The sequence below is a fragment of the Legionella sp. PATHC039 genome (assembly GCF_026191275.1).
Lineage (GTDB): Bacteria > Pseudomonadota > Gammaproteobacteria > Legionellales > Legionellaceae > Legionella > Legionella pneumophila.
Window position 1 is genome coordinate 569,098 of the sequence record NZ_JAPHOP010000001.1, and the last position, 14,016, is coordinate 583,113.

The following is a 14,016-nucleotide window of genomic DNA, read 5'->3' on the forward strand; positions in this document are numbered from 1 at the left end:
ACTCATTGCTTCAATAACTCAAGTTGTTAATCTTACAAAAGAGCTCTCTCTTACCCAAGTGGAAAAGAAAGAGCTCTTTTTACTATGATATTTTTTAGCCCAAATTTCAGTTAGTCCAAGAGGTTGTCTATACTTTTTGATAGTAAGAAATAAATCTCAGGATATGAATTGAATAGCATTCCTCATCTAATTTTAGGGGATATTATCACTCCTACGCAAACTGGCCAAAGTCTTCTTATCAAGAAAGGTTATGTCTTGATCGATGGTGATAGCATTATTGAGGTGGGTGAGCAGGCCCATTTAAATCAAGAAATATCATATACAGTGTCAAATTATCCTGATCATTTAATCCTCCCAGGCCTAATTGATACACATAGCCATCTTTCCCAGTACGCTATTAGTGGATCTGGTGATTTGCCATTGATGGATTGGTTAAATGCTTTGGTTTTTCCTGCAGAAGCAGCTTTCGCAAATGACCTGAAAAGATGTCAACGCCACGCGGAGCTTTTTATGCATACTTGTTTGGGTTCTGGCACAACGACTATCAACACTATGGTAACCAGCAATCGAGAAGCAACAGAAGTAGTTTGCGATGTGGCTGCGCGCATGGGTATCAGAGCGTTTATTGGATTGGTGTTGATGGATAGAAATGCACCTGATAGTTTACTGGTTGATAGTGATCAAGCATTTAAAGATCTGACCTTTTTAAAAGACAATTACCATGGTAAAAATAATATAGATATCACTGTTTCTCCCCGGTTTGCAGTGACTTGTTCTGCGGCTATGTTGAAGCAGGCAGGTGAGTTCGCCCGTGCAAACAAGCTGATATTGCATACACATCTTGACAAGGATGAGGGGTTTGATGAATTGATTCAAAGCTTGTTTAGCACAGCTCATGATTATTTTGACGTATTTGAATCCACACAATGTATTGCTGATAAGACTGTGTTTGCACATGGCACTTTGTTATCACTTCACGAAATGAAACGCATGGGTGACTATGCTGGGCAAGTTGGAATTAGCCATTGTCCCTCCAGTAATTTTTCTTTTGCTATGGGAATGGCGCCGGTTTCTTTTTTTAAAGACTTGGGGATTGAGGTTGGATTGGGCTCAGACAGTGGTGGAGGGGACAGTCTTTCTCTTTTTGATGAAATGCGTTTAGCGAGTTTTACTAATAAAGCATTATGGAGGCTTGATAATAAGACGGCTCTGATTGATGCAAAAAGCTGGCTATATCATGCCACTCTTGGCGGAGCGAAATTGCTGGGGTTAGAGAAGCAAATTGGCAGCATTGAAGCAGGTAAAAAGGCGGATTTGATTATCCTGGATGACAGGAATAACTATCCTCTAGCAGAGCTTTCTTCTTTGTCACAAGAGTTAGCCCTTGATGAACTTCAATATCGTCTGGCAAGAGTGATTGCTAGATCCCGCGAAAACAAATTAGTTGCTGTTTATATTGATGGAAAGAAAGTTTATCAGTAACCACTAGGCATAATGAGATTTGAGATAAAATCAAAATGATTAATTCTCCAAAATTTTTGAATACGTTTTTATCGTGGAAGTATCGGGTGACCGATAAACATATTTGCTTTGGGAAATTTTGGAGTCTACCAGAAATTTTGCAAAATAAATTCCTGTAGGCAGGGGCTCAATAATGGTGATGTGTAAGCCTTTTTCCTCTAAACCTTTTTGAATAACTTCACGATAACCAATCAAGCGCCCTGACCCGAAAATAAGTGTATCAGCATGCTTTTTTATCACGGCATCCGCACATTGCTCAACTAAGCCATGGATTGTTTTTTCTGAGCGATAATCGTCATGCGGATCCAATTGTATGCCTTGGATACATGCCAACCGATCATATAACCCGTAACTACGGACCAAATTTTCCTGAATGGGCGTCAGTTCATCTGTTGTATTGATAATCGCAAAATTATTGCCCATCATGGCTGCAACATGTGTTGCTGTTTCAGCAAGACTGACGACAGGAATTGTCACTGCCTCGCGCAGTGCACGCATTGCCACATCTGCCATCATATCAATCACTATGGCATGAACCTTTTCTTGCTCGGCTTTTATTACTTTTTTTATGAGATAAGGTGCTATCAAGGCAATATCAAATTCTCGCCTTACCGCATCAACCGCAATGTCAGCATAATCAACACTTAACTCCAAGTCAGGGCTTTCAAATAGTTTCAACATGTCCTTGTTTAAAACTTTAGTATTGTACCCGGGTAGTATTACACGTATATGAGTCATCCTTAATCACTCCAGAAAATTAGTCCAGTAAGGCCATCATGCGACGGGCGTTGTTATACACTTTTGCTATGTTACGAGCTTCAAGCTTTTCAAAAGGTATTTGTGGAAAAACACGCTGTATTAAATAATCGTATAAAGCATATTGAAATCCGAGTCGCCATTGTGTTGCATCAATCGCCTGTTTTGTTGTTTCGCCAAGTTTTATTCGGTGTCTCTCTATATAATTACCTAATACCTTACTATCGAAATTTTCAGGTAAGACATAAGACAAAAACTCAACAATATCGCGCTGTGGTATATGAATAGTTGCAATTTCCCAATCATAAACCAAAACTTTTTTTGTCCCATTTTGATTACATAATGCAATATTTTTCGGTACACAGTCATTTTGTACCAATGTTTTAGCCATAGTATCAATTTTGATATGCCATTGCGGTATAGTTTCAATAAGATGGATATGGAATAAATAATCTTCCTTTGTAAGAAAAGGCAAGTTTGATGTTTTAACCGCCTTTGCCAAGGCATTCCAATAGGGCATCAAGCGTTGCATTTGGTCGATATTTAATGGATTTTTGAAGCCTTTGATCTCGGCAATCGCTTTCTCTTTTCTATACCAGACGGCGTGCACTGAGGCAATTGCATCAATCAATGCTTCAATTGCTGTTTGATCCCATTTCGAGGTATCATAAGGATCAAGGGATAGCCATTCTTCATCAAGGCATTCTAAAATTAATACACAAATTTCTTCTTGCTCGTCTAAATAAGACCCATAGCATAATGGCATAGCATGTCGAAAGGCATCAAACGAATCTTGCATATAGTAAATAGTGATTTCTTTCCTGTTTAAATTGGAAAATTCCAGTTGCGACAAATAATCAGACATGGGTATTTCCGTTTGAATACCACATTTTGCAAAAGCATTCGATATAATCTGGAGATATTGCTTATCGCTAATTTTAGATTTGGCGATGACATGACGGGTTTGTATTTTACCGTTTTTTTTAAAGCTTATTTTGTAGCGCTGGACTCCTATGGGATGATCCCACTGTTTAGGGTGTTTGACAGACCACGCCATTTTATCACTGGCAGAAGGAGAATATTCTGCTGATAAAACTTCTAATGCAGGATCAGAAAAATATTTTTTTAAATTATCTTCGAAAAAAAGCTCTGAAAATCCTAATCCATAGGGTGTTGTTTTAATATATCCCTTATTTAGCATTTTCACTCCCTCCATCAATCCTATTTTAATTAAGAATAGCAGCATTGAGCTTTATTGAAAATTTATTGGGGAAGAGAGTCATAATGATCAGGCTTGTTCATTGTCAGATAGATTTTTATCCATTAATGACCAAGCCAGGCATTTTTATAATGTTACCAATTTAAAGCTAAATAAATTCGATTTTATTGACTTCTTCTTGTGGGGGAGGAAGTTTTTTCTCGATATTTACAATTTTGGTCTGAATCTGCTTAACAAAAGCCGCATTATTCACACCTGAGTTTTCCTTTATTAGCTCATATGTTTCTTTCAGATCTTTCAATGCCTCATCCAGCTCTTTTCTTTGTGTCTTGACATCAAAAACATTACTTAGTTCAACGAGGGCTGAGGCTTTTCGGAATAATAATTTGAAAAGCATGTCTTTATCCTCTATTTTTATTTCCGCATAAGCCTTGATGCCTTCATTTGCCAGATTTATGCATTGTCCATACTCTTTTAACTTCAGGCAGGTTTGGCAGGCATTGGAATGCAATGTCACAAAATCCATTGTTAGCGGCATGGCTTTCTCAAAGGATTGATACAAATGGATGGCAGTAAGATAGCATTCCAAAGCACTTTCATAATTAGGTTTCTTGAAAAGCTCATTGCCTAAAAGCTTTAGTTCGCTAGCAATGGTGGCAACATCTTCGATTTCTTTAACTGACCCGCAAGCGGAGCAAAAAATTTTCTTTGCTTGTTCAAGTGAAGAGCCATTAATGTTATCTACTCTTTCCAGATAAAACTGTTCGATCAGTTTGCCATGATAACCTACATATCTGGCTACTTGTTGGTAATAATTATCAAACAGGAACTCCAGTCCTTTGCTTGTAAGTTGAGCAGTATCAAATAGAAAATTGGCACGTTTAATTCCACTCTCTATGCCAATTCCTTTACGATAATCGGGTTCAATTTGACAATCCCCGCCCGCAAGAACAGCAGGTGCTCCTTCCCCCAGATAAAATGGCTTATCGACATACTTGGGGCAAACAGGGAAGTGTCCAAACGAATGAATTGTAAAATCAATATTTTCAAAACCGTATTTCAATTTGAGTAAATCTTTAAGAAATTCAATTTGTACAATCGTGTCTTTCCCTTTCAAATTATCGGGTACTTCATAATAAATAAAATAATTAACGCCACCTTCTTCATTTTTTGCAGAGCGTATGTCGACCACTGGAAATGAAAAATTTGGCCAATCATATTTCTGTCGTAATTTGCATAGTTGTTTCGCCTGGAGCAAGGGATCTATTTCGTCTGGGATGAGTAGTTTCTTTGCTTCTTCAGTACTTAATGACATATAGCAAGAAAAATGATTGGTATGTGGGTTTTTTCCCAATGTCTTGATTTCAAATACTTCTTTTCCCAATAAGCGATTAGTTTCTTTGAGAACCATACGATTAGAACCAGAACAATCAACTACCATGTCACATTTAACTGTAAGGATGTTTTCCTTAGTATCTATATACGAAACCAAATTGTCGCTCAGGCCGGAGAATGTCCCTTTTTTAAATTTTACACCCTTACTTTCGCAATATTTGTATAGTGATTTTTCAAAGTCCCTGATATACATGGCCTCACTTGGGATCCCTTTGCCGGACGGCATGCTAATTGAGAATTGAGAGCTTATCGATTTGATTGCTTCATTGGATACTATCCTTTCTCGATTGTAATTGCCAGCCCTAGGGTCGATAACTACGATATTGATAGGTAATTGCCAACTTTCTTTTATTTGTGCAAGTCTTGCAGCCCAATATAAGCCTATTGGCCCAGCCCCAACAATGACAAAATCTTTCATTTGATATCCTCACTCAAAGGTTATATTGAGTAATTATAATGTAAGAATATTAATCAAACCTTAAGAGGATAATTTGATTGCTTTGTGAGCATTGCTTTGGGCTATTTTATTTTATAAATGATGCTGTCTGTTTGAAATCGAGATCGTTCATTCAAACTATTTGCAACTCCCAGATAGCGTTGGTTGTTCACTGAAAAAACGGCTGCATCAACTCCTCCTGATGTAGTGATGTTTTGAACCACCTTAAATTTACCATTTATCCTTTGATACAGTTGGGATGACAGTTTTGTTTTCGGTTTTATTCGTGAACCAGTAATAAAATTGATTCGGAGCAGATAATGTTTACCATGGCTGGAAAAATAGACAAAATTTCGTCCTCCCAATCCCTCTAAAGGTTGATATTCCATGAATTGGTTACCTGCCCACTGATAAATATTAGAAGGGTTAAGGAGATTGGCATAAGCCAGGTAAAATTTTCCATCTATAGTAAAATGTGAAAATGCACGCCCGCCAGTTTTTGAAAAGCTCTGGAATAAAATAAATTTTTTCCATAAAAAGCGGCCCCTTCGTTACCATGCCCCAGGATTTTTTGATATAAATGGAACTTCCCATTAACCCACCTAAAAATGAGTACATCAACTTTGGCTTTGCCGCTGTTGATATTAGCAGGAGTATCAGACTCATCTTTCGACAACGGAGGTATAGCAAGGTATTGAGCCCCATCGAGCGTAAAAGGTGTTATATCTCGTGCTCCCGATGTTTTTAAATATTGATAGGGGACAAGTACCATTTTGGATTGTCCTAAAATAGGAAATATGAGCAATAAAATGGCACTTGCGAGTAATTTTTTTATCATCGCTGAATTACAGGATTATTGTTCGGATAGGTGGATATGCCTTGTGGGAAACCAGTAGTAATACCCGGGATGCTGATTTTATTGTAATTCCATTTTTTTTCGGCAAGTTCACCAGCCATCCAAAACCCAACAGTATTGGATAACATCTCAGTTGGTTCTGCCAATGAAAACTTTAAGCGCATTAGAAAATCTTCGATTTTAGGTTGTTTGGAATAAGTATAATCACCGGGTATAGCAGGGCGATCAGGTAAGAAGATGCTCGTAATGTTGGTAAATACTTCATTGGCGATTATTGTACGGTTATGTCTTGCGCCCCATACCGTATTATTATAATAGTTGTAATCGGTTTGTGTTAACTCTTGAGCACCTAACGATGGTTTTGCTGCAGCATAAGGCGTGATATAAATTCTATCTGCAGCTAATGTATTATTGGATAGTGCTTGAACAAATGGGACCAACCAATTGCTGCCTTTAGTCACGCCAGCTGAAACATTAGATCCTGCGACAAAACGGATAATTACCTTCGCATGAGGCCAATCTATTTTTAATTGGCTTATTTTACTATGAAGCTGATCCATGCTTTGCAAGGCGGTTAACATAAAAGTGCCGATCATGACGTTATTATAAGGGATAGGATACGTTTTATTGCCATTAAGAAAGTCGTTTTGTAAAGAGGCCATATCAAACGATAATTTTTCGTTCAATACATCACTCATATAATTGCCTGCCATAGAACAGGCATAATCAATCATATTATGGATTGTAGTGAGATGAGGCTTCCAGGCTGGCGCATTGACTTGCTCCAGCCAATTATTGGGTATTTGTGCATTGATTACTTTTACTGCCTGGATATCCTTAAGTAAATTTTCCATTTGTGATTTCCAGCTTGCATCGCCATTTTCTTTAATTTTTGCGAGATACATCAGAGCTGGACCAATATGTGATATCGCAGTCATCTCAGTGAATCCTGAATTTGGCGCAGTACGCATCAATTGTTTTAGCTCAAGCTGACGGTCACTATTATAAATATACAGTGTTGAGTTGATAAACAGGATTAATTGGCCTTCATTTTGCTGCGCCAAGCTGCTGTTTTTTTTCATTTCTGACTGAAATAAGGTTTGGGAAATATTAATTTTACCTTTGGGATATCCTGGAGTTTGATCTCCGGTGAAATCAAAATATAAATTCCAAAAAGCCTGAGGTGTGACATAAATGTTATTGGGTACGTTGCTGCCCACACTGTTGTTAGCCGAGGCTGATAAAACTTGATTATTGGTATTATTAGTATGAGCAAAAACAATAGGCTTAAAAGGCTGTGAAAATAATATTATGAGGGAGAAAATGCAGGTCATTAAGGTCTTCATGATTCAATCCTTGGTGGTTTGGGCTGTGTTCCTAGCAAATTAAAGCCACAAATTTACCGGAAAATTATATTGATAATCGTTACGGAAATCCATCGACACTCATGGGTTAGGACCTGGGAAATCGGCTTGTAGTTATTCTTTATTTCTTAATCGCTCTCGTTAGGTTCTGGCTATTCTTAACAGGCATGTACTATGAGTTTTATTCTTATGATGCTCATCCGGGCTTAATATCAGTCTGTATAAAATGTATTCATATCCAGGTTGGAGAATTGATATGAAGACAGAAAATTTACCACAGACTGGTCAAGAGGCTCAAATTGACAAAAAAATTCATTTTATATGGGTTGGTCATATTATGCCTCAAAAAAACATCCAGGTTGTCTCCGAATGGGCTGAAAAGAACCCTGGCTATGAAACGATTGTTTGGGTAGATAAAAAAATCGCTCCTTCCAAAGAACTTGAACTGTTTATTCAAGACATGAAATCCAAAGGCATCACGGTAAAAGATATTAATGATGAAGGTGTGTGCCGGGATAGTATACGTCACGAACTCGATCAGGAATCTCCTAATTATGGGATGGCGAGTGATATGTTGCGATTAAACATCTTGGCTGCAGAGGGAGGGATTTATCTGGATTCAGATATCTTATGTTCCACGCCTTTCCCTGATGAAATTCACGCGCCTTTTGGTTTTTTATTGTCTCCCTGGTCTCAGGGAGCAAATAATGCTCTTTGCAATGACATCATTTTATGTAGCAAAGGAAATCAAATAATCCAGCAATTAGCAGATGCGATCGAGCAATCTTATATTGCGAGAGATTCTTTTGAGTTCACTCATGAATATGCATCAATGAAGGAAACAAAAGGGGAGAGAGTTGCTAAAACATTAGGCGTAACTGGCCCAGGATTTTTGTTTCATCAGTTAAAAAAAATGGGAGTTTTGAATGACAAAAGTGAACTTAGTGCGGTTCATTGGGAATTACAAGATCAACGTTATTTAATCAATGGGAGTGTGGAGGCGCCAGATTATTTTTATGTACCACAGAACAATAAAAATGACGCCAGTTGGGTTCCCAGTATCAAAAGGCCGGGGATAGAAAACATGAGTTTTCAAGAAAGACTTGAAAATGCAGTCCAACTGATAGCCTTTAATATTCAAAAGACTGGTTTATTTAATTTGGATCATTATGCCAATGAACTAAAAGTGAAACAAAACAGCTGGTGTATTGCTGCAGAAACACCCTCTGAGTTAAAAACGGATTCCTATTTGTTGATTAGACCCAGGGATAAAACTGGGGAATGGGCTCTATATTATGTTGATGAGGATAAAAAATTAAATCCTGTGACATTACCAGTTATTAAAGGAGCTATTAAACTTTCAGAACTCTCAGATCCTCTCAGAAAATTTCATATAGTATTAAGTCAGGTTTCTGACCCTGTAAATCCAACAACTCATGAATTAAAGCAAATTGGAAGAGCCTTAATGGACCTTAAGCCTAAGCAAAATGAATGGCAATGCAAAAACAAATGGCCTGGTGTTGAGGAGATTGCGCAGGAGCTTTGGCAAAGAGTTACTTCAAATGAAACGTTAAGAGCACAAATTAAACAATGCTCCACTCAATTTGAATCATTAAAACCAAGGGTAGCTGAGTTAGGTTTAACAAGAGTCTCTGAAGCGGAAACAGAAGTTGAAGAGCATGAGTCTACTGTTAAAGAACAAGAAATTATCTCGCAGAAAACTGTTGTAGAGGAAGGTACTCAAGAAAAGAGTTCTTCTCAAACAGCTTCTGAAAACCCATCTGAGGAGAAGATTAAAAACGCTCATGATTTAATTGATGAAATTATTCAGGATGTGATTCAGCTAGATGGAAAATTAGGTCTATTGGGTGGAAATACACGCCAGCTGGAAAATGGGAAGGTTATTAATATACCTAATGGCGCAGCTATGATATTTGATGATTATAAAAAATATAAGCAAGGAGAGTTAACAGCTGAAGGTGCGTTAGAATCTATGATAAAAATCGCAAAACTGTCTAATAAACTTAATCGGCATACTTTTTTTAATCAAAGGCAACCAGAAACTGGGCAATTCTATAAAAAAGTGGCTGCAATTGATTTACAAACAACCATTGCAGCGGAATACGATAACAATCATGGGTTAAGAATGTACTTTTTATATAAACAGTGAATTGGTTTCAACTTAATCTGATTGCCCATAGCCAATAATTTTGCAAAATGATTATTCCTCATTTTGCAAGATATGAAGAAATTCTCTCATCCAGGGGCATTTCCTAGCCATGTTGCTCCCGTAACCAATTTACCATCAACCACAACACCATCCATCCCTGTGTCGATAAAATGTCCTCCTGCTTTTCGAACATCCGGTTTACATTTATCAGAACAGATATAAGTAAGAGAGTGGTTTGGTTGTGGGATTGGTTCTTTTCTTCCGGAAAAATAATGAGATGCTGGAGCTCCATTTTTCTCTATGGAAACAAATTAAATTTCATAGCAAATTACATGGCGAGAATTTACTAATTTTCATCAGATTGTTTATTGCATTTCTGTCTTGTCTCGGTGGAAAGAACAGGGCTGGGTTGGTCATCAGGGATGATTTTTTGGCGATTTTTTGTGGAGCAAGTCCCAATTCACCGTCTGAATTACACCCACATAAAGCAAGAATCGTCTGATTTTTCATGTTCCGCCCACAAATAACAGTATGATAGGTGCCTGCTTCAATATAATCGACAGTTGTAATATCCTCGGGAATCCTTATGGGGGTTAAGCAGAGCCGGTTCTCTTCATCGCCTGTACCCAGCTGCCCATAACCGTTGTGCCCACAGGTTGCAACCACAGGCTTGCTATTTATGTCTTTGCCCACAACGACGGTATGTTTCACTCCAGTGGCGACCATTTCTACTGATTTCATATTTTCTGGAAGTTTGACGGGAGTCAATATGTTTTTATTATCTTTATCCCCGCTTCCCAATTGGCCATCAGAGTTATAACCACAGCTTGCAACGATAGGGTATCCATTTTTATCAAGCCCAGTGGCAATGGTGTGAAAAAATCTGGTTTGGATTTTATGGAGTGTATGCATTTCAGGGGGAAGCTTTGCCAGGGTGGGAGTATCTCGGTTTTCCCAATCCCCTGTACCTAATTGACCATCGCAGTTTTTTCCAAAGCTAGCAATTTGAGGCCGGTTGTGTTGATCATAGCCTGCAATGACGGTATGCCACACCCCTGAGTTTATTTTTGTTACTGTTTTGAACGTTTCAGGCAATGGAATGGGCAACTGGCAGTCTCTATCCTCAATTGTGGTTTCCAATGGAGCCTTGCTATTTATTTTATGTAATTGAAGACTCAATTGCCCTGCTACATTGCGGGATAAGAGAAAAATAGGGTTAAAAATATAGTTCTCTTCATTATTCCCGACAGATACCAGAGAAATGTTATTGTTGCGTAATGGAAGGGGAATCAGCTGATTGTGGCTGGTTTCTTGTTTTGCATAATCCTGATTGATTTTATTTGTTACCACTATAATTTGGTTGTGATTATCACGACCTACAACAACAGTGTGTTTGAATGTTGATTGAATGGATTCAATAAAAGAGATGTTCTCTGGCAGTGAGATGGGCATTAATAGTGGGGTTATGTTATCGCTATCCACTGCACTCCTAAATAATCTTTGTTTGCCATTGAGGCGCGCAAACAGGAAGGTGGAACTGTGTCCTGTAAATACTTTCAGAATTCCCAATGTTTTTTTTCGGTTCAATTGCTCAGATTGAGTATGCTGAGTTGTGAAAAGTCGGTTCAGGCGATTGTTGACTTCAGACAGATTAACAACATCCTGTGGTTGAAGATAATTGATAAGAATGTCAAGCCAGATGTCATCTGGAATCTGGTTTGCATCAGGTTTGCCGAGAACATCAGGCATGTTTATTTTTATAAACGGCTGGTGACAGATGGTTTCATTATAACCCACGATCTTTGGAATGGAAAAGAATTATGCATCGGGCAGAATCAGCAGCTTATTGCGTTTCCTATAGCCTAAGTAGCAAATCACGAATGTGATTCTTCAATTTAAGCTCATTTTCTTTAAGCAGTAATCGGTGCTTAAACAGTTCCTGGTAATGGAAGTTTGCATCATTTTTACTTAAGAAACAGAGTTCTTCGTGAGTAATTCCAAAGTAATCCTGAATTAAGGCTGTCCAGGATGGCTTAACACCAAAAAATCCAAGATCATGTTTTGATACGATTGACATTTTTCCAATGGTTTCGAGGTTGAGATGCTTGCATATCAAATGACTTCGCAGGTCAGCTGTAAGAGTCTTGTCAGACAGGGGGTATTTTTGCAACTGGGCATCACATGATCCTTATCACGATTGTTTTTTGCAATAGTGTTTGTTTGATATAAATTGAAATGCTTTTACCAAATTTTATTTTAGATGGCTACTATTACAAGTAAGTCTGGAGAGGATAACTAATTTAATTAAACAGAGAGGAATAAAAAACCCGTATTAGCCTATGTCAATACGGGTTTTTTGCATACTGCTGCTTGATCATTATTAGATTAGCAACATGGTTTTGAATCTTTGTTAGACATTGCCAACGTATTTTAAGCCTATGTAGGGGCCAGATGCAGAGAAGTCGGTTTCCAATGAAGCCCCTAATCCAACATTCACGGCAGCAGTATTATGTAATGCATTGAAGTAATTAAACCACATGTAACCAACGTCCAGAGTCAAATCGCCTTGGGCCATTGCATAGGTATAATCTGCTCCCAGCTTCATTTCAACTTCTGGCACAATTGCATTTTTGGAACCATAAGAATATCCACAGACAGTACAGTTATCCAGGAATTTACTTGTACCAACCAAGATAGCAACAGCTGATTTTGCATAAATACCAAACCCGTTACCGAATACATAATTCATATCAAGACCGGTACGGGGACCAAATCCATTGAATTTCGAATTGAAGTTATCTAAAAAGAAGCCGTTTAAATGACGATTAACGTCTGTTTTGATGTAGGCATACTGAACACCGCCATGGAAGCGCATTTTTTTGTTCGCACTAAAATCGACAAATTGGCCCAGTTCAGCATTCACAGCATCCCAGGTAATATCGTAGGCGTGCAATTGATCAACAAACGCCCAATGATCGGTGTCGGCATCCAAATGGTACCAATTGACATTGATGTCGTTGCCTGTGTTGAAGTGATAAGAGCCTTCTAGTTTAAAGCCCCAATCCCATTCTAAATCAACGTCATGCCAATTTCTCCAGCCACCAACATCAGTAAAACCATTATAGCCCCAATCAGCATCATAAACTGGCTGCAGATAGAGCGCGGTAATACCAACATCCCATGCTGTTCTCTCGCAAGGAACAGTTACGTTGCCTGGAGTACATACTGGTCCCATCGTACCGGCAAACAAAGCACTGCTTCCTAGAGCAAGTACAGCCGCAGTTGTTTTTTTCAAACTAAACATATCCTGTTCTCCACTGATTTATTATTGTTATTCCTTTGAACATCTAGGATAAACCAATTCTAACAGAATCAATTTGATTCTTCATCAAATAATAGAGGTAATTTTATTAAATTAAGATTATCTAACTCATTGATTTAAGCATTAAATATAGGATTTGATCAGTATGTGCCGTTGTTGATTTATACTTCAACAATTAGCCTGCTTTTCCCTTGGACTTTGAAGTAACGGGTGGAGAAGCACATGATGTCAGGGAGTTTACAATGATAGACAAAAGCCATGATAGCGGAGAGATTTAAGATATCATTCGAAAAAATCATTAAATCCTGTCATTTCAGGAAAATGCTATTTTAAAAATTGGCAACATAAATATGGATTAGTGCCTTTTTAAATACAGAGATCCTGAGTCAAGTCTGTAGAGTACTGCGGACAAAGCCGCAGTAGGTCAGCTGTCGGAAAAATGTCAACAGCCTCTAGTGCTTTGTTTTTTTCTTAATGCCGCCTACTAGCCAATCCTTATTCACCTCAAGTTCATCGGCAATTTTTTGTATTGAGTTGGCATCAATAGCAATGACACCATTCAATAAGGCTTCCATTTTGAATTTAGGCAAATTAAATAGTTTGGAACAAACTTGCACGCGCTCGGTCATTAGACATGGAACACCAAGTTCATCCAGCTCATTATTCAAGCGTTCAGTTAATATTTTATTAGTCATGGTATTCTCCTTCTCGTTTTATATCAGTGTAAAACACTAAAGCTTAAGGATTGATTAACAAATTAATTTTTGTCAGATAATTAATTGAAAGCCTAATCCCTGTCTCTGAAAATAGAAAAAATTCAATGGCGAATTGTTTGATGATTTGAAATGGATGTCTGTTTGAGTAGATAAAACAGAGTCTATTATCTTTTAGGCCAAACACTGCGTCTGGTTGTTATCTATTTTCAAACAAGCTGAGAATCAGCGAATGCTGTCTTCATGAAGTATATCTGCAGCGCC

At 38.0% G+C, this 14,016-nt stretch carries 12 protein-coding genes; 2 read left to right on the forward strand and 10 right to left on the reverse strand.

The window, feature by feature from the left end; translation table 11 throughout:
- Positions 1-168: 168 nt before the first annotated feature.
- On the forward strand, positions 169-1,482 hold the full coding sequence (locus OQI99_RS02625) for an amidohydrolase family protein (protein WP_265731284.1): 1,314 nt from the start codon (positions 169-171) through the stop codon (positions 1,480-1,482).
- Positions 1,483-1,521: 39 nt separating this feature from the next.
- Here OQI99_RS02625 and OQI99_RS02630 read toward each other — a convergent pair whose 3' ends face one another.
- The 6 genes from OQI99_RS02630 to OQI99_RS02655 form a co-directional block, all read right to left on the reverse strand.
- A complete protein-coding gene (locus OQI99_RS02630) occupies positions 1,522-2,259 on the reverse strand; it encodes an aspartate/glutamate racemase family protein (RefSeq protein ID WP_061514348.1) in 738 nt (245 codons plus the stop codon).
- Positions 2,260-2,278: 19 nt separating this feature from the next.
- Positions 2,279-3,478, reverse strand: coding sequence for a 3-hydroxy-3-methylglutaryl-CoA reductase (locus OQI99_RS02635; RefSeq protein ID WP_265731285.1), 1,200 nt, complete (start codon positions 3,476-3,478; stop codon positions 2,279-2,281).
- Positions 3,479-3,644: 166 nt separating this feature from the next.
- Positions 3,645-5,309: a hypothetical protein gene (locus OQI99_RS02640; protein WP_265731286.1), complete on the reverse strand. Its 1,665-nt coding sequence runs from the start codon at positions 5,307-5,309 to the stop codon at positions 3,645-3,647.
- Positions 5,310-5,410: 101 nt separating this feature from the next.
- The gene (locus OQI99_RS02645; RefSeq protein ID WP_416209985.1) at positions 5,411-5,848 is read right to left on the reverse strand and encodes a hypothetical protein; all 438 of its coding nucleotides are present in this window, start codon (positions 5,846-5,848) and stop codon (positions 5,411-5,413) included.
- A complete protein-coding gene (locus tag OQI99_RS02650; RefSeq protein WP_265731288.1) occupies positions 5,791-6,165 on the reverse strand; it encodes a hypothetical protein in 375 nt (124 codons plus the stop codon). The genes OQI99_RS02645 and OQI99_RS02650 overlap by 58 nt, the downstream gene beginning before the upstream one ends.
- A complete protein-coding gene (locus tag OQI99_RS02655) occupies positions 6,162-7,529 on the reverse strand; it encodes a DUF5624 domain-containing protein (RefSeq protein WP_265731289.1) in 1,368 nt (455 codons plus the stop codon). The genes OQI99_RS02650 and OQI99_RS02655 overlap by 4 nt, the downstream gene beginning before the upstream one ends.
- 235 nt (positions 7,530-7,764) lie before the next feature.
- On the opposite strand from OQI99_RS02655, the gene setA reads away from it, so the two are divergent.
- On the forward strand, positions 7,765-9,717 hold the full coding sequence (gene setA, locus OQI99_RS02660) for a Dot/Icm T4SS effector SetA (RefSeq protein ID WP_265732341.1): 1,953 nt from the start codon (positions 7,765-7,767) through the stop codon (positions 9,715-9,717).
- Between the two features lie 318 nt (positions 9,718-10,035).
- Here setA and OQI99_RS16230 read toward each other — a convergent pair whose 3' ends face one another.
- From OQI99_RS16230 to OQI99_RS02685, 4 genes are all read right to left on the reverse strand, one after another.
- Positions 10,036-11,466 carry a DNA helicase UvrB gene (locus OQI99_RS16230; protein WP_416209977.1) on the reverse strand — a complete coding sequence of 477 codons (1,431 nt, stop codon included), beginning with the start codon at positions 11,464-11,466 and terminating at the stop codon, positions 10,036-10,038.
- Between the two features lie 106 nt (positions 11,467-11,572).
- Positions 11,573-11,794 carry a hypothetical protein gene (locus OQI99_RS02675; protein WP_265731291.1) on the reverse strand — a complete coding sequence of 74 codons (222 nt, stop codon included), beginning with the start codon at positions 11,792-11,794 and terminating at the stop codon, positions 11,573-11,575.
- A gap of 333 nt (positions 11,795-12,127) precedes the next feature.
- Entirely contained in the window at positions 12,128-13,021 is an 894-nt protein-coding gene (locus OQI99_RS02680; protein WP_061514443.1) for an Lpg1974 family pore-forming outer membrane protein, read from the reverse strand.
- Positions 13,022-13,491: 470 nt separating this feature from the next.
- Positions 13,492-13,734, reverse strand: coding sequence for a hypothetical protein (locus tag OQI99_RS02685; RefSeq protein WP_265731292.1), 243 nt, complete (start codon positions 13,732-13,734; stop codon positions 13,492-13,494).
- Positions 13,735-14,016 lie beyond the last annotated feature (282 nt).